At 60.6% G+C, this 26123-nt stretch carries 22 protein-coding genes; 15 read left to right on the top strand and 7 right to left on the bottom strand.

Translation table 11 applies throughout. The features are described from left to right. Positions 1-7 precede the first annotated feature (7 nt). From ACVBAU_RS06615 to ACVBAU_RS06605, 3 genes are read right to left on the bottom strand one after another with little or no spacing between them, the layout of a single operon-like run. Complete coding sequence (locus ACVBAU_RS06615; RefSeq protein WP_448328617.1) at positions 8-442, bottom strand: hypothetical protein; 435 nt, start codon at positions 440-442, stop codon at positions 8-10. Then, entirely contained in the window at positions 439-1059 is a 621-nt protein-coding gene (locus ACVBAU_RS06610) for a DUF5671 domain-containing protein (protein ID WP_273053523.1), read from the bottom strand. The genes ACVBAU_RS06615 and ACVBAU_RS06610 overlap by 4 nt, the downstream gene beginning before the upstream one ends. Positions 1060-1064: 5 nt before the next feature. Then, positions 1065-1520 carry a nucleoside deaminase gene (locus ACVBAU_RS06605; protein ID WP_138923890.1) on the bottom strand — a complete coding sequence of 152 codons (456 nt, stop codon included), beginning with the start codon at positions 1518-1520 and terminating at the stop codon, positions 1065-1067. A 64-nt stretch (positions 1521-1584) separates the two neighbouring features. Here ACVBAU_RS06605 and ACVBAU_RS06600 point away from each other — a divergent pair, with 64 nt between their 5' ends. From ACVBAU_RS06600 to dtd, 10 genes are all read left to right on the top strand, one after another. After that, on the top strand, positions 1585-2595 hold the full coding sequence (locus ACVBAU_RS06600; protein ID WP_448328615.1) for a pseudouridine synthase: 1011 nt from the start codon (positions 1585-1587) through the stop codon (positions 2593-2595). A gap of 97 nt (positions 2596-2692) precedes the next feature. After that, positions 2693-2923 (top strand): hypothetical protein, encoded by a 231-nt coding sequence (locus ACVBAU_RS06595; RefSeq protein WP_448328613.1) that lies wholly within the window; start codon positions 2693-2695, stop codon positions 2921-2923. A gap of 3 nt (positions 2924-2926) precedes the next feature. After that, complete coding sequence (locus ACVBAU_RS06590) at positions 2927-3814, top strand: 5-bromo-4-chloroindolyl phosphate hydrolysis family protein (protein WP_448328611.1); 888 nt, start codon at positions 2927-2929, stop codon at positions 3812-3814. A 37-nt stretch (positions 3815-3851) separates the two neighbouring features. Next, positions 3852-5027 carry a toxic anion resistance protein gene (locus ACVBAU_RS06585; RefSeq protein ID WP_448328609.1) on the top strand — a complete coding sequence of 392 codons (1176 nt, stop codon included), beginning with the start codon at positions 3852-3854 and terminating at the stop codon, positions 5025-5027. Between the two features lie 26 nt (positions 5028-5053). Further along, positions 5054-6013, top strand: a complete 960-nt coding sequence (locus tag ACVBAU_RS06580; protein ID WP_335745159.1) for a DUF2927 domain-containing protein — start codon at positions 5054-5056, stop codon at positions 6011-6013. A 33-nt stretch (positions 6014-6046) separates the two neighbouring features. Continuing rightward, positions 6047-7171, top strand: a complete 1125-nt coding sequence (locus tag ACVBAU_RS06575; RefSeq protein ID WP_335745160.1) for an SPFH domain-containing protein — start codon at positions 6047-6049, stop codon at positions 7169-7171. A gap of 87 nt (positions 7172-7258) precedes the next feature. Further along, positions 7259-7768 (top strand): cytochrome b/b6 domain-containing protein, encoded by a 510-nt coding sequence (locus tag ACVBAU_RS06570; protein WP_448328607.1) that lies wholly within the window; start codon positions 7259-7261, stop codon positions 7766-7768. A 66-nt stretch (positions 7769-7834) separates the two neighbouring features. Then, a complete protein-coding gene (locus ACVBAU_RS06565) occupies positions 7835-8965 on the top strand; it encodes a primosomal protein N' (replication factor Y) - superfamily II helicase (RefSeq protein WP_448328605.1) in 1131 nt (376 codons plus the stop codon). Next, positions 8962-9636, top strand: coding sequence for a nitroreductase family protein (locus ACVBAU_RS06560; RefSeq protein WP_448328603.1), 675 nt, complete (start codon positions 8962-8964; stop codon positions 9634-9636). Before ACVBAU_RS06565 ends, ACVBAU_RS06560 begins: the two co-directional genes overlap by 4 nt. A gap of 1 nt (position 9637) precedes the next feature. Then, positions 9638-10084: a D-aminoacyl-tRNA deacylase gene (gene dtd / locus ACVBAU_RS06555; protein ID WP_335745163.1), complete on the top strand. Its 447-nt coding sequence runs from the start codon at positions 9638-9640 to the stop codon at positions 10082-10084. 59 nt (positions 10085-10143) lie between these two features. Here dtd and ACVBAU_RS06550 read toward each other — a convergent pair whose 3' ends face one another. From ACVBAU_RS06550 to ACVBAU_RS06535, 4 genes are all read right to left on the bottom strand, one after another. Continuing rightward, positions 10144-11334, bottom strand: coding sequence for an HlyD family efflux transporter periplasmic adaptor subunit (locus ACVBAU_RS06550; protein ID WP_335745164.1), 1191 nt, complete (start codon positions 11332-11334; stop codon positions 10144-10146). After that, positions 11331-13553 (bottom strand): ATP-binding cassette domain-containing protein, encoded by a 2223-nt coding sequence (locus tag ACVBAU_RS06545; RefSeq protein ID WP_138923902.1) that lies wholly within the window; start codon positions 13551-13553, stop codon positions 11331-11333. Before ACVBAU_RS06545 ends, ACVBAU_RS06550 begins: the two co-directional genes overlap by 4 nt. Next, positions 13550-14857, bottom strand: a complete 1308-nt coding sequence (locus ACVBAU_RS06540) for a TolC family protein (protein WP_138925159.1) — start codon at positions 14855-14857, stop codon at positions 13550-13552. Before ACVBAU_RS06540 ends, ACVBAU_RS06545 begins: the two co-directional genes overlap by 4 nt. Positions 14858-14993: 136 nt before the next feature. Continuing rightward, positions 14994-18458: an Ig-like domain-containing protein gene (locus tag ACVBAU_RS06535; protein WP_448328600.1), complete on the bottom strand. Its 3465-nt coding sequence runs from the start codon at positions 18456-18458 to the stop codon at positions 14994-14996. Between the two features lie 365 nt (positions 18459-18823). Here ACVBAU_RS06535 and ACVBAU_RS06530 point away from each other — a divergent pair, with 365 nt between their 5' ends. From ACVBAU_RS06530 to ACVBAU_RS06510, 5 genes are all read left to right on the top strand, one after another. Beyond that, positions 18824-20818: a CocE/NonD family hydrolase gene (locus tag ACVBAU_RS06530; RefSeq protein ID WP_448328598.1), complete on the top strand. Its 1995-nt coding sequence runs from the start codon at positions 18824-18826 to the stop codon at positions 20816-20818. Between the two features lie 131 nt (positions 20819-20949). Beyond that, on the top strand, positions 20950-22554 hold the full coding sequence (locus tag ACVBAU_RS06525) for an ABC transporter substrate-binding protein (protein ID WP_448328596.1): 1605 nt from the start codon (positions 20950-20952) through the stop codon (positions 22552-22554). A gap of 14 nt (positions 22555-22568) precedes the next feature. Continuing rightward, complete coding sequence (locus tag ACVBAU_RS06520) at positions 22569-23525, top strand: ABC transporter permease (protein WP_093733795.1); 957 nt, start codon at positions 22569-22571, stop codon at positions 23523-23525. Between the two features lie 124 nt (positions 23526-23649). After that, positions 23650-24465, top strand: coding sequence for an ABC transporter permease (locus tag ACVBAU_RS06515; RefSeq protein ID WP_138923906.1), 816 nt, complete (start codon positions 23650-23652; stop codon positions 24463-24465). Next, positions 24462-26099, top strand: coding sequence for an ABC transporter ATP-binding protein (locus ACVBAU_RS06510; protein ID WP_448328594.1), 1638 nt, complete (start codon positions 24462-24464; stop codon positions 26097-26099). Before ACVBAU_RS06515 ends, ACVBAU_RS06510 begins: the two co-directional genes overlap by 4 nt. The last annotated feature ends 24 nt before the right edge of the window (positions 26100-26123 follow it).

Raw genomic sequence — 26123 nt, 5'->3', positions numbered from 1 at the left:
GATCCCCCTAATCGATAGAAACGGCACGCTCCCCGGTAAAGCAGAGGGTGTCGTCGGCGCGCAGGGCGATGTTGCCTTGATCAAACGCAGCTTTGCGCGCCTTTTGCGGGTTCAGGGCCAGCGTCGTACAAACCTCGAACGCGGTGTCACTGAAACGGCGGTACACATAAGGTGCGCCGCTCGCAGGATCGCCACTGGTTAGGATATCGTGCAGGCTGTGGCGCGTGCTGGGACAATAGGCGTCATCCGTCAGGGTCTGGGGCAGCGGCTTGCGCGGGGGGCCGATGCACATGAGATGACTGCGAAGGATCCGCAGGTCACTGATGCGCTGCTTGTCCTCGCGCGCCAGTCGCGCCTGCTTTGGTCCACCTACCACCATCAAGCCACCGACAATGGCCCCGCCGACCAGCAAGCACATGCAGATCAGTAGCAGTTTGTTCACGCAGGGGCCTCTTCGCGCAGGTCCCGCACATAAAAACCGAATATGCCCCCCGCCACGACCAGTACCACCAGCGCCTTAACGATAAATTGCAGGGTCAGATCACCGGTCAGCAGTGCATAGATCGTGGCAATTGCATCCCCGAGCAGGGTCAGCGCAGCCAAGAGCAGCCCGATATAGATCATCCATTTGCGGATCGCGGACCGGTAATGCGCAGGGTCGCGCGCCAGTTTCCGCCGCTCCCGCAGGGTGAGCCATAGGTACAGCGGCGCAGTCACAATCAACACGGCAACGCCCCAGCGGATTGGCCGGTCACTGCCGCCATCCCCCGTGGCAAAGGCCAGATCAACCAGCGCCTGCAACACAACCACCAGATTGAATGCCCCAAGAATCAGTACGCAAAACGTCAGCGCATAGGTAAAGAAATCCCGCGCAGACACCGTCGCCACGGGGCGAGGAACGGGCGGAGAGAACGGCATCTCGTCCCATCCGTTCAGGGCGTCCTGCACCTCTGCGCTGCGCCAGCCCGCGTGGGCCAACGCGGCAGTAATCTCGGTGCGGGACTTGCCTGCGGTCAACGCGTCGCGCACGAAAATGCTCAGTTCATCCCGTTGGGCCATGGCGCTTATCCTTTTCGTTTCGCAGCAAAAAACGTCTTCAGCAGCTCTTCGCTCTCGGCGGCTGCGATGGCGTCATAGACGTCGGGGGCGTGGTGGCATTGGGCATGGGAAAACACCCGCGCGCCCTGTGCCACTCCGCCTGACTTAGGGTCGGACGCGCCGTAGTACAACCGCGCCACCCGCGCCGCCGAGATCGCGGCGGCACACATCGCGCAGGGTTCAAGCGTCACATAAAGCGCGTGCCCGCCCAGCCGTTCGGACCCCGCCGCAGCACAGGCGGCGCGAATGGCCAGCACCTCGGCGTGGGCGGTCGGATCATTCAGCTCGCGCGTGCGGTTGCCAGCTTGGGCCACGACAGTGCCATCAGGTGCGACGATGACCGCACCCACGGGCACTTCACCGCGGGCAGCTGCGGCGCGGGCCTGTTCTAATGCGATGGACATATAAGAGGTAAAGCTCATTCATGTCTCATGCCCGCAAACGGCGCCCTTTCGCAAGCGCAGGAAACAGGGTAAGCGCTGTGGTATGAGCGAAGATACACCCTCCCAGCCCCCGAAATCCGGCACCCCTCCCGGTGACCGTATTGCCAAAGTCCTGTCCCGTGCCGGACTTGCCAGCCGCCGCGAAGCCGAGCGCATGATCGAGGCCGGCCGCGTGCGGGTCAACGGCGCGCAAATCGATTCGCCCGCGTTGAACGTGACGCCTGCCGATGCGATCACCGTGGACGGCAAGCCCGTCGGCGAGCCCGAACCACCCCGCGTCTGGCTGTACCACAAGCCCACGGGGCTGGTGACCACCAATCGCGATGAAAAAGGCCGCGGCACGATCTTTGATGATCTGCCCGAAGACATGCCCCGCGTCATGAGCGTCGGTCGGCTTGACCTTAACTCCGAAGGGTTGTTGCTGCTGACTAATGACGGCGAGGTCAAACGCCGTTTGGAACTGCCATCGAACGGCTGGCTGCGGCGCTACCGCGTGCGGGTGAATGGCCGGCCCACCGATGATATGCTCGAACCGCTGCGCAAGGGCATCACCGTCGATGGCGAGGATTTCCAGCCCATGACGGTATCGCTTGATCGGCAACAGGGTGCAAACGCCTGGCTTACGATCGGGCTTCGCGAAGGCAAGAACCGCGAAATTCGCCGCGCGATGGAAGCGGTGCACCTGTCAGTCAACCGTCTGATCCGCACCAGCTATGGTCCGTTCCAGTTGGGCGAGCTGAAACCCGGTGAGGTCGAAGAGCTGAAACGCAAGATCGTCCGTGACCAGCTTGGGCTTGAGATTGCGGATTCCACTGGTACCGCCGTCAAGAAAAAGCCCGCGCGTATCGTCAAACGAAAGACGCGCAAACCCGGAGAGCCAGGCCCCGGTCGCCCCGGTCTGCCAAAAGAACCCGGCGACAAGACCGCCACCGGCAAAACCATCCCCGGCAAGCCCAAGCCCGGCTATGGCAAATCCAAGCCTGCCCGCACTGCGTTCGACGCCCCTGCGCCGCGCAAATTCGGCACCCGCGTGAAATCCACCCGTAAACCCTGATTTCTTTGGGTTTACGGCCCCTTGTCAGCTTCTTTTACGTGCTCAACCCTAGTCGGTAGCCGGTACGGCGACTATATGTCGTACAAAGGAAGTTCTGATGGGTCGATTGCTAGTCATTGTCGCCACGCTGGCGCTGATTGTTGCGTTTGTCGCCATTTTGGTGACAATCGTCGCAAGGATACTGGACGCAAGCCGTCGCGCATCGGCACCCGCGCAGGGACAGGAGATCTATCGCCCCATGGCACCGACACCGTTTCAGAAAATCACCTATGTTGCCCTGATCGTTTTGCTGTTCGGCGTGTCCACCGGCTGGCTTGGGGGGCTTTGATCCATGGCACAGCGCTTTGGCGGTAAATACAGCAATCAAGACAGCAGCGGCGACGCGTCAGCCCCGCGTGAAGCCCGTGCAAAACGCATAGAGGTTGACCCCGCAAGCGGGCGGGCAACGCTCTTGTTCATCCCCGCCATTCCGCTGGTGTTCCTGTCATTGAACGACGGCGCTCAGGGGCTTGCCCTTGGCTTGGTGGCCGCAGCGACGTTGACCGGTGCCGCGTGGATGCTGCGCGAAGGATTAAAAGCCGAAGCCGCCTATACCGCGCGCAAAGTGGCTGAACGCCCCGCCCTACCGCGCAAGATCATCGCCAGCCTGCTCACCGGTGCGGGTGTGGCCTTGGCTGCCTATAAGAATGATCCCGGCCTGGTGGCCCCCGTGCTGTATGGCTTGGCCGCGATGGGGCTACATGTGTCGGCCTTTGGCATCGATCCGCTGACCGCCAAAGGGATGGAAGGCGTGGACAGCTTTCAAAAAGATCGCGTCGCCCGTGTCGTGGACGAGGCCGAAAAGCACCTTGCCGCGATGAACACCGCTATTGTGCGCGCAGGCGACCGACAAGCGCGGGACCGCCTGGCCCAGTTTCAGGACACGGCGCGCACCCTGATCCGCACTGTACAGGATGACCCGCGCGATCTGACCGGTGCCCGCAAATATTTGTCGGTCTACCTTTTGGGTGCACGGGACGCGACGATCAAGTTCGCTGACATATATGCCAGCACAGGCGATGCGCAGGCGCGTGCCGATTATCTGGCCTTGCTGGATGATCTGGACAAAAATTTTGCCGCGCGCACCCAAAAATCGCTATTGGAAGACAAGACCGACCTGAACATCGAAATCGACGTGCTGCGCGAGCGGCTTTCCCGAGAAGGCGTGCGCCTCGATTAATCTGTCGCACCCGCAAGAACATAGGAATACTTGAACCATGTCTGATACCATTCGTGAAAAAGCCACCCAATCCGTAGCGCTGGTGGATGAGGTAAACGCCCAAGTGCTGGCCGACCCCGCGCCCGCGGATGCTGTCGTTTCGCTTGAAAAGGCAGATGCGCCACAATCGGCCGAGATCAAAAGCCGCATGGCAGAGATCGACATGGGCGACACGCAATCGATTATCGGTTTCGGCTCCGGTGCGCAGGCTGAGCTGCAGGAAATCAGCCAAGCGATGTTGCAAGATGTGCGGAACAAGGATGTTGGCCCCGCCGGTGACAGCCTGCGCAATATCGTGACGACCATCCGCGGTTTTTCGGTGTCGGAACTGGACGTTCGCCGTGAACGCAGCTGGTGGGAACGTCTGCTGGGTCGCGCCGCCCCCTTTGCCAAGTTCACCGCCAAGTTCGAACAGGTTCAAGGTCAGATCGACCGCGTCACGGACGAGCTGCTGACCCATGAGCACACCCTGCTAAAGGATATCAAATCACTTGATATGCTGTATGAAAAGACGCTGCAGTTCTATGACGAACTCGCCCTTTATATCGCAGCAGGCGAGGCCAAGCTGGCAGAGCTGGACGCGACCACTATTCCCGCCAAACAAGCGCAGGTCGACGCCGCGCCCGAGGCGGATCAAGTCATGGTCGCGCAGGAATTGCGTGACATTCGCGCCGCGCGCGACGATCTGGAGCGCCGTGTGCATGACCTCAAGCTGACCCGTCAGGTGACAATGCAGTCGCTGCCCTCTATCCGCTTGGTGCAGGAAAACGACAAGTCGCTGGTAACCAAGATTAATTCCACCCTCGTGAACACCGTGCCACTGTGGGAAACCCAGTTGGCGCAGGCGGTCACCATCCAGCGCAGCGCCGAAGCCGCCGCTGCCGTGCGCGATGCCAACGATCTGACGAATGAACTGCTGACGTCGAACGCGCAGAACTTGCGCGAAAGCAACAAGGTCATCCGCACCGAGATGGAACGCGGCGTTTTCGACATCGAAGCGGTCAAACAGGCCAACGCCGACCTGATCGGGACCATTCAGGAATCCCTGCAAATCGCGGACGAAGGCAAAGCGCGCCGCGCCTCTGCCGAAAAAGACCTACAGGAAATGGAAGCCAATCTGCGCGACACGTTGGCCTCTGCCAAAGCGGCCAAGCCCGCACCCTCTTCGGTTTAATCCCTTTTACGCTTGGAGCGCGCGATATGGCATGGCAACGGTTAGGGCAGGCAGGATGGTTCGGCACGGTGGCAATGCTTGCCGCGCTCGCCGCCTGTACCCCGCAGCCCCCGGTTGAACCGACGCTGAAGCCCATCGCGCGCCCCGAAACGCCACCGGCCCCGCCGCCTGTGGTGGCCAAGCCGACGTCGCAAAAAAGCGCCAAGCTGCGCAGCTATTTCCATCAGGTTCAGCAGGCGCAGCTTAGCCAAGGCCTTTTACGACGTGATGGTGGCGGGCAGGATACCCCTTTTTCTGCCGGTATGCTGGTGCGCAACTTTGAACAAATCGCCTTTTACAACGAATACAATGCCACCCTGACCGGCCGTGGGGACAAATCCCCGATGCGTCGCTGGGAACGCCCCGTGCGGATGGAGGTGGTTTTCGGCGACGGCGTGCCCCCGTCTGAACGCGCGCGTGACGAGGCTTCTATCAAAGATTACGCCGCCCGTCTGGCCGCGACGACGCAGCATTCCGTCTCAGTCGGGGGGAAACCGAACTTTATGGTGATCGTCGCCGGCGAGGACGACCGGTCCGATGCTCTGGCCCTCGCAGCCAAGCGCATCCCCGGTGTCACTGCCGAAAGCCTTGCCGCGCTCAGCGATCTGCGCCGCGATACCTATTGCGTCGTCGCAGCCTATGCCGGGGGTGCAGACCCCAACATCTATACTGCTGCCGTGGCCGTGATCCGGGCAGAAAACCCGTCCCTTATGCGGCTGTCGTGCATCCACGAAGAGCTCGCGCAGGGGCTTGGCCTTGCCAATGACAGCCCCACCGCACGCCCGTCGATCTTCAACGATGACGACGAATTCGCGCTGCTGACCCGCCATGACGAGCTTTTGCTCAAGATGCTTTATGATCCTCGCTTGCATGCTGGCATGACCGCCGAAGAGGCCACCCCCGTCGCCCGCGAGATCGCAAATGAACTACTTGGCGGGCCCGTTTAACCCGCCTCCGACTTCCCCCGAAAGGACCAAGACATGGGTATTCTCGATTTTCTCTCTGGCCAATTCATCGACGTTATCCACTGGACCGATGACACCCGCGATACGATGGTGTCGCGGTTCGAACGCGAGGGCCACGAGATCAAATACGGGGCCAAGCTGACCGTCCGCGAGGGTCAAGCTGCGGTGTTCGTCCACGAAGGCCAGCTGGCCGATGTGTTCACGCCCGGGCTTTATATGCTTGAAACCAACAACATGCCGATCATGACATCGTTGCAGCACTGGGACCACGGCTTTAAAAGCCCCTTCAAATCCGAGATTTATTTCGTTAACACCACGCGTTTCAACGATCTGAAATGGGGCACCAAGAACCCGATCATCGTGCGCGACCCCGAATTTGGCCCCGTGCGCCTACGGTCCTATGGCACCTACTCTGTCAAAGTGTCGGACCCTGCGCGGTTCCTCACCGAAATTGTCGGCACCGACGGCGAATTCACCATGGACGAGATCAGCTATCAGATCCGCAACATCATTGTGCAGGAATTTTCGCGCAGCATCGCGTTGTCGAATATTCCGGTGATGGATATGGCCGCCAATACCCGCGAATTGGGCAAACTGGTGAGCACTGAAATCTCGGCTACTATTGCAGAATACGGCCTGACCATCCCCGAGCTTTATATTGAAAACGTCTCGCTTCCCCCTGCCGTGGAAGAGGTGATGGACAAGCGATCCTCGATGGGTGTGATCGGCGATCTTAACAAGTTCACCCAGTTTCAGGCCGCCGAAGCCCTGGGCCGCGAAGGTGCTGCCGGTGCCGCCCTGCAAACCGGCCTTGGGGCTGGGTTGGGGATGCAGATGGGTCAGGCTGCCGCCGCGCAGGCAGGCCCGTGGGGCCCCCGCCCCGCTGCCGCGGCCCCTGCCTCCCACACTCCTCCCCCGCCGCCTCAGCCCGACAAGGTCTGGCATCTGGCCGAAAACGGCCAAACCAAGGGCCCGTTTTCCAAGGCCGCCTTGGGGCGCATGGCTGCCGATGGCGGGCTGAAACGCGAAACCTATGTCTGGACACCGGGTCAGGATGGCTGGCTGAAAGCTGACGACGTGGCAGAACTGGCGCAGCTCTTTACCGTGCTGCCGCCCCCGCCGCCGCCCGCCGGTGCATAAAGCGGTCTGAAACTCAGATGGGGCGGCCCACGTGTCTAGGCTATGATCACACCCCGCCGCCCCTTGTTGCCCCATCGGCGCACCCTGATGAAACTGTTACATTGGGGCATGGTGCCCCTGTTCGTCTGGTTCTTGCTGGTGCAGCCGTCCGACGTGGCGCGGATCGGGCCTGCGGCGGTGCGGTTTCATTCTGTCATGGGACTTGTCTTTGTCAGTGCGGCGCTCCTGTGGTGGGTCCACTATATGCGACGTGGATTACTGGGCCGCCCCGGCCCCAAACTGACAGGCTGGGTCCGCTGGCTGCATCCTGTGCTGCATAAAACCCTGATCTGGGGTATCTTAGGTGTCGCGCTCACGGGGCTCATGATCGGGGTTACATCTACTGTGCAGCTATGGGCCGGGGGCATTGTCCCGATTGCCGTACCGCTTGACCTGCCGCGTGCCAACGACTGGGTCGGCCTGATCCACAGTATCGAATTTTACGCCCTTGCAGGCATCGTGCTCGCCCATGCAGGGTTTCACATCTGGCGCCACATTCATCTGCGCGACAACGCCTTGCGCATCATGGCCCCCAAGCTGCTGCACCGTTTTTTGTAGCCCCGCTCTGGTCGCAGCCTGCGCGGTGCCCTATGTCTGGTGCAGGCCTGACCAAAGGACAGCTCTATGCCCGCCAGCACCGGCTTTGACGACCCCGCGCTCCCTCCGACGCCAAGCGAGGAACACCGTTTTCCCTGCGATACCTGCGGATCCGATCTGCGGTTTGATCCCGAAAGATATCTGCTGGTCTGCGACCACTGCGGCAATACCGAAGAAATCTCGGATGCGCGCGGTGTGCATAGCCCCATCGCCGAGCTCGATTTTCAAGCCGCCCTCGCCAGCGCGCTCCCCCAATCCCAGATGGAGGAAACCCGCGTTACCACCTGCCCCAACTGCGCGGCGCAAGTGGAATTTGACCCCGGCAAACACGCGACGGAGTGCCCGTTCTGCGCGACGCCTGTGGTGATCGACACCGGCCTGAACCGCCACATTAAACCCCGCGCTGTGCTGCCCTTTGGCCTGACCGAAAATACCGCACGCGATGCCATGACAGATTGGCTTGGCAGCCTTTGGTTTGCCCCCAACGGCTTGCAAGAATACGCGCGCAAGGGCCGCAAGATGCAGGGGATCTATGTGCCCTACTGGACCTATGACGCCGACACCCGATCCAGCTATTCCGGCGAGAGGGGGACGGTCTATTACGTTACCCAAACCGTGATGCGCGACGGCAAGCGCGTGCAGCAGCAGGTGCCCAAAATCCGCTGGCGGGCGACCTCGGGTCGTGTGGCGCGTTTCTTTGACGATGTGCTGGTGCTGGCGTCAACGTCGCTTCCGAAACGGTTTACCGATGCACTGGCTCCGTGGGATCTGGCGGCGCTGGAACCCTATGCACCGGAATACCTCGCAGGGTTTCGCGCCGAAGCCTATGCGGTGACGCTTGACGAAGGCTATGCGCAGGCCCGCGAGGTCATGGACGGAATGATCCAGCGCGACGTGCGTTTTGACATTGGGGGCGACCGCCAGCGCATCCACAATATCCAGACGCAGGTTAGTGATGTGACGTTCAAGCATATCCTGCTGCCGGTCTGGCTGGCGGCCTATAAATACCGCGGCAAGACCTATCGTTTTGTCGTCAACGGCCGCACCGGCAGTGTTCAGGGGGAACGCCCCTATTCCACCGTCAAGATCACCTTTGCGGTGATCCTCGGCCTGATTGTCGCCGGGATCGTCGGATATTTTATGGCGCTGCAAAAATGACCCAGATCGATACGTTCACCGATATTCTAAAGGCGCGATCGTCCTGCCGTGCTTTCCGCCCCGATCCGGTCGATGAGGCGGTGATCACGCGCATCGTCGAAACCGCCCGCCATGTGCCGTCGTGGTGCAATGCGCAGCCGTGGCAGCTGACCGTCACCAAAGGGGCCGCGACCGACCGCTTCCGCGACGCGCTGGCGCAAGAGATCGCCAAGGGGACACCCCCCGCCGCCGATCTCGATTGGCCCACATCCTACAGTGGCGTTTACGGCGATCGGCGGCGGGCCTGCGGTTTCCAGCTCTATGACGCGGTTGCCATCGACAAGGCAGACCGCGCAGGCCGCGCCGCGCAGATGGTGCGGAACTATGCGCTATTTGACGCGCCGCATGTGGCGATTGTGACCTCTCCGGCAGAGCTCGGGGCATATGGCGCGCTGGACAGCGGCGGCTTTGTCACCGCCTTTACGCTGGCTGCCACAGCGCTTGGCGTTGCCACCATCGCCCAAGCCGCCATCGCCGCCTATGCGCCCACCGTGCGTAACCATTTCGGCCTGTCCCAAGACCGTCTGATCCTCTGCGCGATCTCTTTTGGCTATGCAGACGAAGCAGCTCCGATCAACCGGTTCCGCACGCAGCGGGCCAGGCCCGCCGACATTATCGACTGGAAGGCCTGACATGCGCGCACTTCTCCAACGCGTTACCGACGCCTCTGTCACTGTCGACGGCCAGATCATCGGGCAAATCAACCATGGCCTGCTGATTTTCGTCTGCGCCATGCCCGACGATACCCAAACGACCGCGCAGGCGCTGGCGCAAAAGATCGCCAAGCTGCGCCTGTTCAAGGATGATGCAGGCAAGATGAACCGCAGCCTCTCCGATACGGGCGGCAGCGCACTGATCGTCAGCCAGTTCACCCTCGCTGCCGACACGTCCCGTGGCACGCGTCCCGGTTTCTCGCGCGCGGCCAAGCCCGATCAGGCAAAGATGCTGTACCAAGATTTTATCGCTTGCGTCGAAGCCCTCGGCGTTCCCGTCCAGACAGGTGCGTTCGGGGCCGACATGTCCGTGGCCCTGACCAATGACGGCCCCGTCACCCTCTGGCTCGATACGGAAAACCCCTGATCTTCCAAATGGAAAAAATCCTCGGGGGGTCAGGGGGCCGACAGCCCCCCTTGCCAGGCCTACGGCTCGCGAAACGCCTCTTTAGATTTATAAAGCGGCTTTAACAGATACTGCAAAACCGTCTTTGACCCTGTGTGCAGCTCGACGCTCGCCTGCATCCCCGGGCGGATCTGCAAAGACGCCTGTCGTGGGGTGAGGTGTTCAGTATCCACCTGCAACGTCACCTTATAATGCGGATCGCCATCCGCCGCGCGGGACCGTTCGTCCTTGAACGTATCAGCCGAGATCAGTTTGACCGTCCCCTTGAGTGTCCCGTAAATCGTGTAGTCATAGGCCGACAGCTTGACCGTCGCCTCTTGCCCCGGACGCACACCAGCGATGTTTTCTGGCTTGACGCGGGCTTCTACGAACAGCTCTTCGTCCAGCGGGATGATCTGCAAGATCTCCTCGCCCGGACGCACGACGCCGCCGATGGTGGTCACACTCAGGTTGTTGACGATGCCGCGCAGCGGGCTGACCAGCACGGTCCGGTTCAACTGGTCGGTGCTCGCCTTGAGGTTCTGTTTCAGCGTCGCCAGCTCTTTCAGAACGTCCGAATATTCCTGCGCGCGGTCCAGCTCTGTGCCGGTGACGATCTCGTCCAGTTTGATCCGTGCATCTGCATGGGCCTTGCGGGCACGCGTGACCTCGATCAGTGATACGATCTTTTTCTTGAGCATATTTTCAAGCAGCTCACGCTCTTTCGTGGCCTCGGTCAGCACCCGCCCCGCCCCCTCAGAGCGCGAAACGAAATCCGATTGCCGCGCCTTCAGCAACGTGCGCTCCGAGGCGACGATATCAGGGGTGCGCGTGCTATAGGCGTCGGGCACGTCAAAGTCGTATTGCCCCGCCAGCTCTGCCTCCAGCCGCAGGCGGCGGATTTCAAAGGCGCTGATCTGATCGCGCAGATCATCCACCGAGGACTGGAACTGCGTGCCGTGCAACCGTGCCAACACGTCGCCCTTCTCCACGTGATCGCCCTCGCCCACGGCAAGCTCGGCCAGAATGCCACCTTCGAGGTTCTGGATAATCTGTGGCCGCGAGCTGGAAATCATCGACCCTTCGGCGCGCACGATTTCATCGACCCACGCAAAAGCGGCCCACAGCAAAAACACCAGCACCGATGCGCCGCAGAGCCAGATCACTATGGAAGGCCCGCGCATCTGCCCCGTCATCTGCGCCCCCAGCGGCGTGGTGCTGACAGAGTTCATGCGACATGCCCCTTCTGACCCGCCAGATGGGCGAGCACTTTTTCTTTTGGCCCGTCAACGGTCATACGGCCATCTTGGAGCACCAGCGTACGTTCTGTCAGTGCAAGGATCGGCGCACGGTGCGTCGCGATGATCGCGGTGCGCCCTGCCATCCAGTCTTGCAATCGCGAAACCAGTGTCGCTTCCAGTCGTTGGTCCAGCGCAGCCGTCGGTTCATCCAGCAGGCAGATCGCCGGATCCTGCAACCACAGGCGCGCCCAACCAATAGATTGTCGCTGTCCGATAGACAGGCCCGCGCCTGCGTCCTTGATCTCTAGGTCCAGACCCTTGTGGTGGTTGCGCACAAACGGCCCCAGACCCGCAAAATCAAGCGCGGCGTGCAGGCGATCATCGTCACGCTCCAGCATGGTGAGGTTCAGGTTGTCGCGCAGCGTGCCCGAGAACAGGCGCACGTCCTGACCCAGATAGCCGATCAGCCGGCGCAGGTCGCGCGGCTCGATCTGGCCCAGCTCTGTGCCGTCAATCAGGATGCGCCCTTCGGTCGGGGCATAGAGCCCGCTGAGCATTTTCAGCAGCGTCGATTTGCCCGATCCGTTGGCCCCAAGCACGGCAACATGCTGCCCCGGCTGGATCAGTATCGCTTTGATATCAACCGTCGGTGCGCCGTCGTCCTCATAGCGGAACATCACATCGCGCAGCTCGAACTGGCCTTTCAACTTTTCGCGCCGCAAATAGGTGCGCGCCTCGGCGGTGTCCTGCGGTGCGGCGACAATCGCGTCGAGCCCGTCCAGCGCGCCTTTGACATTGCCCCACCGCGCCATCGTACCCGAAAGCTGCGTCAGCGGCCCCAGCGTCCGGCCCGTCAGGATACCGACCGCGATAATGGACCCCACGGTGAATTCACCCGCAAACACCAGATAAGTGCCCACGATCACCGCGGCAACATAGGTAGCCTGCTGGACCCCTTGGCTCCAAAACGTGAGGAACGACGCCAGCTTCCGTTGCTCTGAGGATTTAACCGACGACAAGGTGTTCAGCTCGGTCCACAGACGCAGCACGCGGTCCTCTGCCCGCTGGGTCTTGACCGTATCCAGTTCGAATATCGCCTCGTGCAGCAGCCGCGAGGATTTAGTCGACGCCCCTTGGGTTTCCTGCGTCAACTGGATCGCTTTCTTTTGCAGAAAGAACCCCGGCACCAGCATCAAGATCCCGCCAAGCACCAGCACCCAGACCACATTGCCCGCGATGCTGGCGACGAGGAACAGGAAGACGAAAATAAACGGGATATCCGCGATCGTGCCAATGGTCGACGCAGTAAAGAATTCGCGCACCGACCCGAATTCACGCATTGCGGAGAACAGCTGGTTGGGCGCTTGGCCGCGCGCGTCCGACCGCATGCCCAGCAACCGGCGCATCAAGACGTCTTGCACCGATAGTTCGATCTGCCGCCCTGCCCCGTCCATCAGCCGCGCCCGCGCCATCTTGAGGAAGGCCTCCATCAACAGCGCGAGGCCTGCACCGGCGGCGAGCACCCATAGCGTCGCTTCGGACTGGTGCGGGATCACGCGGTCATAGACTTGCAACGAAAACAGCGCCACGGCGACAGCCAGCAGGTTCGCCACAAACGACCCCGTTGCGACCTCTATCAGCTGGCGACGAAAACGCGGAAATTGCCCCCAAAACCAATGCGCAGGCGCACCGTCGGTTTTATGGGTTTCCGCCACTGTCTTCAGCGAGGCTTCGGCGCGCAGCACCAAACCTGCAAAGAAGGGCTTGAAATCGCTGATCGGCACCATCGCGCGGTTGTCGGTGCAGGTGGTATCATAGAGGATCAGATCGCCGCGCTGCTGGCCCATCACCAACAGCACCTGCCCCGATGTCATATAGGCCAAGGCCGGCCACATATCTTTCGAAATGCCCTGCACGCGGCTGACCTGAGTGACCAGCCCTGCTGTCTCCATCCCACGCGCTAGCGCTTCGGCCTCGACATGCGGATCGTTGCCATGCTGCGGGGCCGCGGCAACAACGTCAAAGATATCGCGGGCGGCAGTGGTGACCCCCAGTAATCCGGCATAGGTCGCGGCCAGTTTTGCCCGCGCCATGATACGGTCCTCGGGGCGATTGGCATTCTCTGCCTTGGGCTGCACCGCCTCCGTTGCCGCCATTCGACCTTGGTTGCCGTTGGTGATCGTCAGCGTAAAGGTCGGCTTCTGGGTCAAATCGCGCTCCCGTCCGCCAGCACGCCCTGTATTTGCGCCATCTCGATTTTCAGACGCACCGCCTCGTATTTAAGGGTGATTTGCGATTGTTGCTGGCGCGAGTATGTTTCGTAGACGCCGACCACATCCATGACCTGACGCTGACCGGCGTCATACTGTTCCTGAAATAGATCTAGGTTGCGTTTGGCCTGTACTGCAAGGGTTGCGGCTTCGGCGGCCTGACGGGTTTTGGCGCTCAGCTGTTTTTCCAGACGGCGCAACGTGCGGTTCGCGTCTTCGATCGATTGGCGCACTTTGCGCGTGGCGGTTTCCTCGGCCATGCCCGACGCGTCAAGCGACGCCTTGGTGCCCAGACCCAACAGTTGATCCGACCCAAGCGACAGTCCTGCACCGCCCCCTTCACCGATGGTCGCGCCCGCGGACAGGCCCGGCAGAAATCCGGCACGTTCGACCTTGGACGCCGCAATGGCGCGGGTCTTTTCGGCTTCGGCACGGACCACGGACAATGGCGCGCCGGCAAAGCTGTTTACGGGGACCTCTGGCACGCCGTGCATGGCATCCAGAGGGTGGATCGACATGGCGTTCAGCTCGGACATCGATGTCGCTTCGCGCTCAACCGAGGCATCAAGCGTGGCGCGGATTTCCAGCAGCTTCTGGCGCAGGATGGTCAGGTCGGACACATCCGATACGCCGCCTTTGACACGTTCCTGCATCACCCATTCGAAATGGGTCATATCCTTGAGCGAGACACGGTTTAGCGCGGCGGTATCGCGCGCCTCGATCGCGTTGGTGTATAGTTTCAGCGCAGTGGACACGCGGTTATTGGTGTCTTGCGCCAGCGACACGGCAGCGACTTCGACGTCGGCCACAGCAAAGGCGCGTTCGCCCGCGCGGCGGCCATTATCGAACAGCACCTGATCCACCACCAGATTGGCCGCGAGCGACCCCAGCGAGGTGAGGTTGACCTGTGGCCCGATCTTGGGGAGCCAGTTCTTGCTCGCCGCCTCGGACCGCAACGTTGCGGCGCGCAGCTCTGCCTCGGCGGTGCGGCTGTTGGCGGCCAGCACGGCCGCGGCAACCTGATCCGACACGGTACCATCGGGCAAAACAGAAGACCGCAGTGCCAGACCTTGAATGATCTGGCTGTCTGCGGTGATTTTTTCAGCGTAGGTGGGTTTCATCGCCTGCGAGGCATCGGGGGTGCGGAACCGTGTGACGATGTCGGTCGGCATCAGGTCACCGGGCATCATGCCGCTGCCGAAATCCGACATGCAGCCGGATAGGGCCAGCGCTGCTGCGCATATGCCCCCTGCCCGTTTTACACTCTGCCTCATTATCCTGCCCTTAGCGTGCCGGTTTTTTTATTTTGGAAACGCCTGCGGTCGTTGCCGCCTGCGTGTGCCACCCGCGCCCCCTTGGACAGAGGGCGCGGTGCAGTCGTTAGACGATGACGTTGATATCGTTGTCGATCAATAACGTGGCTTCGTCACCCAAGGTGTAGATGTCGTAGGTCTGGTTGCCACGTACTTCGGACCCCCCACGCTGCGCGCCGGTGATCGTCACTGTGTCGTCGTTGTGCCCGTCGATGATCAGCTCGTTTGTGTTGCTCGACAGGTTGACCAATGCGGTTTCGGTAATGGTCAGTTGCGCCTCTTCGGCGAACTGCAGATCAACGGTTTCGATGTTGTAGTTGCCCAGGTTCGGGTTGGTCAGGTTAAGCTGCGTATTTGCCGCCTCGTCATCCAGCGCCAGATATGTGCCCGAGAAGTTTCCCGCCGCATCCGTTGCCGTCACGATCAGGTCGGACCCGTCCGGTACATTGCTGTTGAACTGAAAGTTCCGCTCGCCGATGGGGTCGATGTCAAAGCTGGTCGATTCCACTTCGGAGATAGAGCGGTCTGCATGCACTTGATGCACGTCCAGTGTATCGGGGCTGATCTCGGTCGAGATACCTCGGATGCCGTCGCCGTCACGGGTATAGGACGCGATGACGGGGCCTTCGGGGGCATAGGTGTCAATCGCCAGTGTGTCGGTGATTGATGCGATGTTGCCGACACGGTCCGTCGCCGTGACCGAGATATTGGCATCATATGTGCCTTCGCGGATTTCGGAGGGCGGGATCGTCACCGACCAGTTGCCCGCACCATCTACGAAAGCGGTGTAGTTGGTGCCGTCAAAGTTGACCACAACGCTTGAGCCGGCTTCAACCTGACCGTTCAAATCAATGCCGGCTTGCGCTTCGCGGGAGCTGACCACACCGTCATTCCCGCCTGCTTGCGCCATCTCGAGCGGGTCAACGACCGTGTCGATCAGCACGCCGTGGCTTGCCGTGGCGGTATTGCCTGCTGCATCGGTTGCCTTGACAGATACGGTGGTGTTGATCGTGCCTTGGGACACCTGACCCGGCGCAAAGGTCACGGACCAGTTGCCATTGGCATCCACGGCCCCGTTCACCGACGCGCCGCCAAGCGACACAACGATGGACGACCCGATTTCAGAGGTACCAGTGACCAGCACGCCGCCGTTGGCCAGACGCTCTGCCCCGCTGATGATGTCATCCCCTTCGACCGTGTTCAGCGACAGGTTGTCGACGCGGGTATCCACGCGCACGCTGTCAGAGGCGCTGCGGCTGTTGCCGGCGGCGTCGGTCGTGGTCGCGCTGATGTCGGCGGTATAGACGCCTTGGGCAACCTCGCCGGCGGCGTAATATGCTGTCCACTGGCCGCTGCCATTCGCCACAACCGTATGTGTCACACCGGCCAGCGTGACCTGTACGACCGCGCCCGCATCTGCGGTACCGGAAATGGCCACACCGTCGCTTGCTTCGGCGGCGTTAACCACATCATCGCCTTCAACCGGCAGCGGGCTGATGGTCAGCGATCCGGCTTCGGTATCAACAGTGACTGTTTGCGACACGCTATCCACGTTGCCCGCCGCGTCTGTTGCGGTGGCGGTCATTGTGCTGGTGTATGTGCCTGCAGAAATATCGCTGGGTGCAAAGCTGACGGTCCACGTGCCATCTGCCGCAACCGTTGCCGCGCGCGAGATCTGGCCAAGCTGGACCATAACAGACGAGCCAGGCTCGACCGTGCCGGTCATGACGATGCCCTGCGCGGCCTCTGTCGCGTTAATCACGCCGTCGTTGCCGCCGGTCTGACCCGTGAAGGCCAGATTATTTACCAGTGTGTCGATCTCGACTTGGCTGGTTGCGGTCGCGGTGTTGCCCGCCGTATCCGTCGCCACAGCCGTGACGGTCGCTGTTGTCTCTCCGGTTGGAATGTCAGAGGCCGCGAAATCCGCGGACCAGTTGCCGTTTGCATCAACCAACGCATCGCGTGTCGCGCCGCCAAAGCTGACCTGAACGGTCGATCCCGGCTGCGATGTGCCGGTCAGCGTCACGCCGTCGCCGCGCTCTGCCGCGTTGATCACGCCGTCGACTTCGACCGCATCCGCCGCAATCGTGACCTCGGAGACGGTATCCACCACCAGCTGCTCGGTCGAAGTAGAGCTATTCCCAAAAGCATCGGTCGTTACGATGGTAACATCGCTGATGTATTCACCTGCGGGCAAAGTGCCTGCCTGCCATGTCGCGGACCATGCGCCATTGTCGCCCACGGTCGCGTTACGGGTGATGCCACCGATGGTCAGCTGCACGGTCGAGCCGGGTTCGCCGGTGCCGTTCAGCGTGACGCCGCCCGCAAAGGAAGCCGCGTTAAAGCTGTCGCCCACGGATTGCGTGCCGGATGTGACAGCGACCGTCGGCGCAACAGTATCCACCACCAGCGTTTCAGTGCTGGTCGAGGTGTTGCCATATTGATCGGATGTCGAAATCAGCACGTCGGATTCGTATTCGCCGCCCTGCAATGTGCCGGTTTCAAAGGTGACGGACCATGTACCGTCTTCGGCCACGATGGTGCTGCGCGTGATGCCGGCGATTGTCACATCGACAGATGCGCCCGCCTCGCCGTTGCCGGCCAAAGTAACGCCATCAGCGAAAGCTTCACCGTTAAAGAAGTCGCCGACGCTTTGCGTACCTTGGGACAACGTGACCGTGGGCGCAGTGGTGTCGATAATGAACGTCGGACCGTCTAGCACTGCCTCGGTTCCGTCGGTTGTGACAACCACCTCGGCCTCATGATCACCGTCTTCGGGGAAGTTGTCGCCCTCGAACACCGCTTCGAATGTGCCGTCTTCGCCAATGATCGTTGTGACGTCCTTGTCGCCGATCGTGACGACAACGTCAGAGCCCGGCTCGCCGCCGCCCGTGACAATAATCTGTTCAACCGCATCGTCACCGCCCACGGTGCCGGTGGTTTCCGCATCGTTCACAAAGGGTGCCGCCGCAGAGGAACCACCACCACCACCGCCGCCACCGCCGCCGATGACCGCCGCGCCACCCACAACTGCCGCACCGGCTGCTGCTGCTGCACCACCGCCGCCGACAACGCCACCCAACAAGGGGGCTGCGAGCATGGATACTTCGTCATCGCCCGGCTCTACGCCGCCCGGCACTGATGCCACATCGCTGCGACCTAGATAGATCAGATCGTCAGAAGGGCTCCATTTGCCCCACTGCTCTGTCGGGCCGTACTGGGCATACAGACCGCCACCCTCGCCCTCGACAAAGGCGACTTCGTTCAGATAGCCATCCGCCGAAATAAACAGACGGTTCGCGGCACCGGTGTCGTTAAAGTAATTCTCGATGGTGATGACCGACCCGTCATTGAGCGTGAGCACAAGATTGTCGCCCGAGCGCTGATGCGACTGGAAATCGGTCTGACGCAGGTTCAGCGATATTTCCTGACCTGATGTAGCCTGAATGACGTGGAAGTTTGCGTTTTCGGCAACCGTGCCACGTTGCAATGCGCCCGCTTGATCGCGAACGACGAAATCTATCGTCTTCATAATATCTGCTCCACCTCGGTACGCATTCTACGCGCGACACCTGAGAAAATTTTATGGCCGCCAACGCGTTGATCGCATCGTGCAGCCGCCTGAATATTTTTCGTCTTTAAAACGACGCTATTATTGAGGCAGAAGATAGCCGCCTAGACACATAAAAGCCAAGTTTAAACTGACACGCCACATTCTTGCCTTATTTCAACGGTGCATCGCGGCCACAGTTTCTATCAGAGCGGGAAGTTGTTAACTAAGGTTAACGTGCTGCATTATTAACCATTTCAATTTATTCAGGAAAAGCTCTTGAGCGCAGGCCCCTTATCCCTACCTAAACGGTTGACAAAAATAGGTTCCCTCGCAACCTTCGGGACATGAACACCCCCCCAAACACCCCGCTGCCGCTGATCGAAGACCCGGATTTGGGTATCACTCTCTCGGACGGATGCCGGCTCTCTGCGCGGATCTGGCGCCCTGAAAATTCAAATGCAACGCCGGTTCCCGTTATCCTTGAATACCTGCCCTACCGCAAACGCGACGGAACGACGGCCCGTGATGCGCTAACGCACCCGTGGTTTGCCGAACGTGGCTATGCCTGTGTGCGGGTCGACATGCGCGGGAACGGCGACAGCTACGGCGTGATGGAAGACGAATACACCCCGCAAGAACAGGCCGACTGCCTAGAGGTGATAAACTGGCTAGCCGCGCAGCCGTGGTGCAGTGGCGCCGTCGGCATGATGGGTATTAGCTGGGGCGGCTTTAACGGCCTACAGGTCGCAGCCCATGCGCCAGACGCGCTGAAAGCGGTGATCACGCTGTGCTCCACCGTCGACCGGTTTGCCGATGACATCCATTACAAGGGCGGGTGCCTGTTGAACGAGAACCTCGGCTGGGGGGCGACGATGTGGGCCTATTCAAGCCGTGCGCCCGACCCTGCCTTGCGCCCCGACTGGCGCGAGATGTGGCAGGAACGACTGGAGGCAGAGCCGTTCCTGCCTGCGCTTTGGCTGCGCCATCAGTCGCGCGACGCCTATTGGAAGCAAGGATCGGTGATCGAGGACTACAGCGCGATCAAAGCCAAGGTGCTGGCGGTCGGCGGTTGGGGCGATTCCTACAAAAACGCTGTGCCCCAGTTGGTCGAAGCCCTGCCCGATGCGAAAGGGATCGTCGGCCCTTGGGTGCATAAATACCCGCATTTCGCCATCCCCGAACCGCGCATCGGCTTTCTGCAAGAAGCCCTTCGCTGGTGGGATCGTTGGCTCAAGGACATCGACACCGGCGTTGAAGACGACCCCGATTATCGCGCCTATCTGATGGACGGCATGCGCCCCGCGACATGGACACACGAGCGCCCTGGCCGCTGGATCACCGAAGCCACGGGCGCGACCTCGCACCTTCCGGCTGAAACGCTGCACCTGACCAACGACGGGCTGCATGACACACCGGCCCCACTGGACCAAAGCGTCGCCTCCCCCGCCCATTGCGGTGCGGATAGCGGCGAATACTGCGCGATCTGGCTTGGGCCCGAGATGCCCGGCGACCAGCGGCAAGACGATGCGCTGTCGATCTGCTTTGACAGCGGGCCGCTGGATCAACAGATGGATATCGTTGGCGCACCCCGCCTGCATTTGCGCCTGGCTTGCGACAAACCGCAGGGGCAGATCGCCGTGCGGCTGAACCATATCCATCCCGACGGCGCGTCGGCGCGGATTACTTACGGCGTGCTGAACCTCAGCCATCGCGACAGCGCCGAACACCCGCAGGCAATGACACCGGGCGCCGCCACAGATATCACACTTGATCTGGACCACATCGCCTACCGTATTCCCAAAGGGCACCGGCTGCGGGTGTCGATTTCGACCGCATACTGGCCCCTGCTTTGGCCCGCGCCAGAGGCCGCCGAGGTGACACTGTCGTCGGGCCATATCGACCTGCCGCAGCGCCCTACCAATGGCGGCGACGAATACAGCTTTGCCCCGCCCACCTCTGCCGCCCCGTGGGAGACAGAGACACTGCGCCCTGAAAACCACATCCGCCGACAAGAGATCGACCGCGTCACCGGCAATATTTCACTGATCATCGAGGATGATTTCGGCAAGCTACGTGATGCCGATCACGGGCTGATCGCAGGGTCCCTTGCACGCGAAACATGGACCATCCATCCCGACGATCCGCTCTCGGCCAAAGGCAGCTGTCACTGGACCGAAGAGCTGGAACGTGACGGTATCCTTCTGCGTACGGAAACCCGGTCGCAGATGTGGTCGGACGCTACCCACTTTCACCTGTCTGCCCGACTAGAGGCGTACGAAAACGACAAAATGATATATGAACGCGACGTGACGGAAGACATTAAGCGACACTTTATATAACAAACTCGTCAAATGGCCGCTGGTAATACTGCTTGCGACACGGGCTGAAATGCTTAACGTTGTGCCATCAGTCAATAAAAAGCCTGCGCTAAAATGCGCGGATATATCACCTAAAACAGGGAGTTTTCATCATGGATGATCAACTGAAACATATGACCGGCCAAGTGGCCATGGGCACGATGACACGACGCGAATTCGTTGGTCGCGCCGCTGCTTTGGGCGTGACAGCCGCCGTCGCCAATTCGATGTTGGCGAACAATGCCCAGGCGGCTGCCCACGAGGCTCCGATTCGTGGCGGCACGCTCAAGATCGGGTCGTCGGGCGGTGAATCCACCAACACGCTCGATCCGGCGCTGACCGCTTCCGAGGTTCCGCTGAACAACCTGCGCCACCTTTACGAAAGCCTCGTCGAGGTCGATCCGAACGGCAAAATCGAAAACCGCATGGCCGAAAGCTATGAGGCCTCTGCCGATGCGAAGACCTGGGCGTTCAAGATCCGCAAGGGTATCCAGTTCCACAACGGCAAGGACATGACCCCCGAAGACGTGCTGAAAACCATGCAGCGCCACTCGAACGAAGACAGCCAGTCCGGTGCCTTGGGCATCATGCGCGGCATCGAGAACATGAAGGTCGACGGCGACAACTTTATCGTTGAACTGGGTGTCGGTAATGCTGACCTTCCCTATCTGCTGGCCGACTACCACCTGATGATCCAGCCCGATGGCGGCATGGACAACCCCGGCGCGGGCATCGGCACCGGCCCTTATACACTTGAGGTCGACGAACCCGGAGTGCGCCACGGCTTTACCCGCAACGAAAACTACTGGGATGCCGAAAACCGCGGCCACACCGACTATAACGAAGTTTTGGTGCTGAACGATGCGACCGCCCGTACTGCGGCATTGCAATCGGGTCAGGTCAATATGATCAACCGCGTCGACCCCAAAGTTGCCGCCCTGCTGGACCGTGCCCCGAACCTGTCGGTGAAATCCGTCGCCGGTCGTGGTCACTATGTGTTCATCGCGCACATCGACACGGCCCCATTCGACAACAACGACCTGCGTATGGCGCTGAAATATGCGATCAACCGCGAAGAACTGGTCGACAAGATCCTGCGCGGCTATGGAACCGTCGGGAACGACATGCCGATCAACGCGTCCTACCCGCTGTTCGACGACACCATCCCGCAGCGTGAATACTCCGTCGAGAAGGCGAAAGAGCATTACGCAGCCTCTGGTCATGACGGCAGCCCGATCATCCTGCGCGTTTCAGACGGTGCCTTCCCCGGTGCGGTCGATGCGGCGTCCCTGTTCCAGGAATCCGCCAAAGCCGCCGGTATCCCGCTGGAAATCAAGCGCGAACCTAACGATGGGTACTGGTCCGAAGTCTGGAACAAACAGCCGTTCTGTGCCTCTTACTGGGGTGGCCGTCCGGTACAGGACCAAATGTATTCGACCGCCTATCTGTCGACAGCAGACTGGAACGACACACGCTGGAAGCGTCCCGAATTTGACGAGATGTTGCTGTCGGCACGCGCCGAGTTGGATGAAGCCAAACGCAAGGAAATCTACTCCAAGATGGGTCAGATGGTCCGCGACGAAGGCGGGTTGATCCTGCCGATGTTCAACGACTTTGTGGATGGCGTTGCCAACAATGTCGGTGGCTGGGTCGTGGATCCCAATGCCGAGATGTCCAACAACAAAGCCGGAATCAAATGCTGGGTCAAAGACGCATAAGGTAGACCCAGCTTATGCATCCCATCGTCAAACTGATCGCCCAACGCTTAGCGTTGGGCCTTCTTCTCCTCTTTGCCGCGTCGATCCTTATCTTCGTAGGCACCTCGATTTTGCCCGGCGACGTGGCACAATCCATATTAGGTCAATCGGCCACGCCCGAAGCCTTAGCAAACATGCGCCGCGAGCTTGGCCTAAACGATCCTGCCATGACCCGCTATTTCGCTTGGCTTGGCGGCGTGCTTCAGGGGGACTTGGGCACCGCGCTGACCAATGGCCGCGACATCGCCGAAAGCCTTGGCGGGCGTCTGAAAAACACCCTGTTCCTCGCCTTCTGGGCCGCTGCCATCTCTGTACCATTGGCGATCTTTCTAGGCCTGTTGGCCGTGCGCTATAAAGACCGCTGGCCGGACAAACTGATTTCGGCGATCACGCTAACGACGATCTCTATCCCCGAATTCATGATCGGCTATGTGCTGATTTACTGGGTGGCGATCAAATGGCGTCTGTTCCCGTCTGTGGCGATCATCAACGACAGCATGTCCCTTGGGGCCAAGCTGAACGCGATTGCCATTCCGGTGATGGTGCTGACGCTGGTTGTGCTGGCGCATATGATGCGCATGACGCGGGCTGCGATCCTGAACGTGATGCAATCGCCCTATATCGAAACAGCCGAGCTCAAGGGCTTGGGCATGCTCAAGATCATCCGCAAACACGCCTTCCCCAACGCCATCGCCCCGATCGTCAACGTGGTGATGCTGAACCTCGCCTATCTGGTGGTCGGCGTCGTCGTGGTAGAGGTCGTCTTTGCCTATCCCGGCATGGGGCAATATCTGGTGGATCACGTCAGCAAACGTGATGTGCCCGTGGTACAGGCCTGCGGCTTGATCTTTGCCGCGGTCTATATCGGGCTCAACCTTGTGGCGGACATCGTGTCGATCCTTGCCAACCCAAGGCTGAGGCATCCCAAATGAGTTTATTCCAGAACAAACGCGCCATGCGCAACCGAACGTTTGTACAAAGCAAATGCGTAGGGAACCGCCCATTTGCCGCATCACCGCCAATCGTTGCCCCCTTTATCTGTTTGGGAGCCAACCCATGAAAAATATCCCAATCTCGGCCATGATCGGCCTGTTCTTTACCAGCATCTATTTCTTCATGGCCCTCTTTGCGCCTTGGCTTGCCCCCTATGGCATGGCTGAAATCGTCGGTGACGTATGGGAGCCCTCCTCCTCGGAGTTCCTGTTGGGCACGGATAGCATCGGGCGCGACCTGCTGTCGCGGATGATCTATGGCGGGCGCACGACGATCTTTATCGCCACTGCGGCGACGATCCTCAGCTTTACGCTGGGGTCCATTCTGGGCTTTTTTGCCGCTGTGTCCGGTGGCTGGGTGGATCAGGCTATCTCGCGGTTTGTCGATCTGATCATGTCGATCCCGTCGCTGATCTTTGCGCTTGTCGTATTGTCGGTCATGCCGACCACGGTGCCGATCCTGATCATCCTGATGGGCCTGCTGGACAGCACCCGCGTGTACCGTCTGGCGCGCGCTGTGGCCGTGGACATCACTGTGATGGACTATGTCGAAGCCGCCCGTCTGCGCGGCGAGAAAATCGGCTGGATCATCTTCCGTGAAACCCTGCCGAATGCCCTATCGCCGCTGATCGCGGAGATGGGCCTGCGCTTTATCTTTGCAGTGCTCTTTGTGTCGACCCTGTCGTTTCTGGGACTGGGCGTGCAGCCGCCCCAAGCGGACTGGGGCGGCATCGTGAAAGAGAACAAGGAAGGCATTAACTATGGCATTCAGGCGGCGCTGTATCCTGCCTATGCCATCGCCACGCTCTGTATCTCTATCAACCTTGTTGCGGACTGGATCCTCACCCGCACCACATCGCTGAAAGGGGGCCGCGGATGACCGAGCCACTTCTCAAAGTACGCGGCCTGAAAATCGGCGCGACGGCCTATCCGCCCGGCGAAAAGCCGATTGATATCAAGATCGTGCATGGCGTCGACTTCGATCTGCAACCTGGCAAGGTCCTGGGGCTGATCGGGGAATCCGGTGCGGGTAAGTCCACCATCGGGCTGGCCGCGATGGCCTATGGCCGGGGCGGTGTCGAAATCACCGGCGGCGAGGTCTGGGTCAACGGGCGCGATATCCTCAAGGAACGTTTGCGCGCCGTGCGGCGCCTGCGCGGTGCCGAGGTGACATATGTCTCGCAATCCGCCGCGGCGTCTTTCAACCCCGCGAAAAAAATCATGGATCAAGTCACCGAGGCCGCGATCTATCAAAACAAGTTCACCAAGGCCGAAGCCGAGGAACGCGCGGTCGATCTGTTCCGCAAGCTTGGCCTGCCCGACCCTGAAACCATCGGAAACCGGTATCCTCACCAGGTGTCGGGTGGGCAGTTGCAGCGTTGCATGACGGCGCTGGCGCTGTGTCCGCAGCCCGATCTAGTGGTGTTTGATGAACCGACCACAGCGCTGGATGTGACGACGCAGATTGACGTCCTGGCCGCCATCAAGGAAGCCATTGCGGCGACCGGTGTGGCAGCGCTTTATATCACCCACGACCTCGCGGTTGTGGCGCAGGTCAGCGATCACATCATGGTCCTGCAACAGGGCGCAATGGTCGAATACGGCACTGTTGATCAGATCATCAACGCCCCCAAGGAAGAGTATACGCAGGCGCTGGTTTCAGTCCGGTCGATCCGTCACGAAGAGAAAACACCGACCGACACCCCTGTCCTGCGCGTGGAAAACGTGACCGCGCGCTATCCCGGTACGGATTTCGACGTGCTCAAGAAGATCAATGTGGACGTCCACCCGGGCCAGACACTGGCGGTGGTCGGGGAATCCGGCTCGGGTAAGTCGACATTGGCCCGCGTCATTACCGGCCTGCTGCCGCCAGGCGACGGGACGATCACCTTTGACGGACGCGAACTTGCCCCCGCGTTGGCCCAACGCCCCATCGAAGACCTGCGCGAGATGCAGATGATATACCAGATGGCCGACACCGCGATGAACCCGCGTCAGACCGTGGGCACCATCATCGGCCGCCCGCTTGAGTTTTATTTCGGGCTGAAAGGCAAAGCCAAACAGAAGCGTATTCAGGAACTGCTGGACGAGATCGAACTCGGCGACGGGTTTCAGGACCGCTATCCAGCAGAGCTTTCGGGCGGGCAAAAACAACGTGTCTGCATCGCCCGTGCGCTGGCCGCCAAGCCCAAGCTGATCATCTGCGACGAGGTCACAAGCGCGCTTGACCCGCTGGTCGCTGACGGCATCCTCAAGCTGCTGCTGAACCTGCAAAAGATCGAGGATGTGGCCTATCTGTTCATCACCCACGATCTGGCCACGGTAAAGGCCATCGCTGACAGCATCGCGGTGATGTATCAGGGCGAAGTCGTGCGCTATGGCACCAAAAGTCATGTGCTGTCGCCGCCATTTGACGATTATACCGACCTGTTGCTCAGCTCGGTCCCCGAAATGAAGATCGGCTGGCTGGAAGAAACCATCGCACATCGCAAAATGGAAAGCGCTGGCAATTAAAGCTGTGGATAGTGCAGAGGTTCG

The sequence above is a fragment of the Sulfitobacter sp. M13 genome, assembly GCF_053474885.1.
This window is presented reverse-complemented; position numbering and strand designations above follow the sequence as displayed.

Excerpts from the sequence above, each read along its gene's own strand:
- ACVBAU_RS06610 (WP_273053523.1), bottom strand. The coding sequence starts at position 1,059 with ATGGCCCAACGGGATGAACTGAGCATTTTCGTGCGCGACGCGTTGACC.
- ACVBAU_RS06605 (WP_138923890.1), bottom strand. The coding sequence starts at position 1,520 with ATGAGCTTTACCTCTTATATGTCCATCGCATTAGAACAGGCCCGCGCC.
- ACVBAU_RS06600 (WP_448328615.1), top strand. The coding sequence starts at position 1,585 with ATGAGCGAAGATACACCCTCCCAGCCCCCGAAATCCGGCACCCCTCCC.
- ACVBAU_RS06595 (WP_448328613.1), top strand. The coding sequence starts at position 2,693 with ATGGGTCGATTGCTAGTCATTGTCGCCACGCTGGCGCTGATTGTTGCG.
- ACVBAU_RS06590 (WP_448328611.1), top strand. The coding sequence starts at position 2,927 with ATGGCACAGCGCTTTGGCGGTAAATACAGCAATCAAGACAGCAGCGGC.
- ACVBAU_RS06585 (WP_448328609.1), top strand. The coding sequence starts at position 3,852 with ATGTCTGATACCATTCGTGAAAAAGCCACCCAATCCGTAGCGCTGGTG.
- ACVBAU_RS06580 (WP_335745159.1), top strand. The coding sequence starts at position 5,054 with ATGGCATGGCAACGGTTAGGGCAGGCAGGATGGTTCGGCACGGTGGCA.
- ACVBAU_RS06575 (WP_335745160.1), top strand. The coding sequence starts at position 6,047 with ATGGGTATTCTCGATTTTCTCTCTGGCCAATTCATCGACGTTATCCAC.
- ACVBAU_RS06570 (WP_448328607.1), top strand. The coding sequence starts at position 7,259 with ATGAAACTGTTACATTGGGGCATGGTGCCCCTGTTCGTCTGGTTCTTG.
- ACVBAU_RS06565 (WP_448328605.1), top strand. The coding sequence starts at position 7,835 with ATGCCCGCCAGCACCGGCTTTGACGACCCCGCGCTCCCTCCGACGCCA.
- ACVBAU_RS06560 (WP_448328603.1), top strand. The coding sequence starts at position 8,962 with ATGACCCAGATCGATACGTTCACCGATATTCTAAAGGCGCGATCGTCC.
- dtd (WP_335745163.1), top strand. The coding sequence starts at position 9,638 with ATGCGCGCACTTCTCCAACGCGTTACCGACGCCTCTGTCACTGTCGAC.
- ACVBAU_RS06550 (WP_335745164.1), bottom strand. The coding sequence starts at position 11,334 with ATGAACTCTGTCAGCACCACGCCGCTGGGGGCGCAGATGACGGGGCAG.
- ACVBAU_RS06535 (WP_448328600.1), bottom strand. The coding sequence starts at position 18,458 with ATGAAGACGATAGATTTCGTCGTTCGCGATCAAGCGGGCGCATTGCAA.
- ACVBAU_RS06530 (WP_448328598.1), top strand. The coding sequence starts at position 18,824 with ATGAACACCCCCCCAAACACCCCGCTGCCGCTGATCGAAGACCCGGAT.
- ACVBAU_RS06525 (WP_448328596.1), top strand. The coding sequence starts at position 20,950 with ATGGATGATCAACTGAAACATATGACCGGCCAAGTGGCCATGGGCACG.
- ACVBAU_RS06520 (WP_093733795.1), top strand. The coding sequence starts at position 22,569 with ATGCATCCCATCGTCAAACTGATCGCCCAACGCTTAGCGTTGGGCCTT.
- ACVBAU_RS06515 (WP_138923906.1), top strand. The coding sequence starts at position 23,650 with ATGAAAAATATCCCAATCTCGGCCATGATCGGCCTGTTCTTTACCAGC.
- ACVBAU_RS06510 (WP_448328594.1), top strand. The coding sequence starts at position 24,462 with ATGACCGAGCCACTTCTCAAAGTACGCGGCCTGAAAATCGGCGCGACG.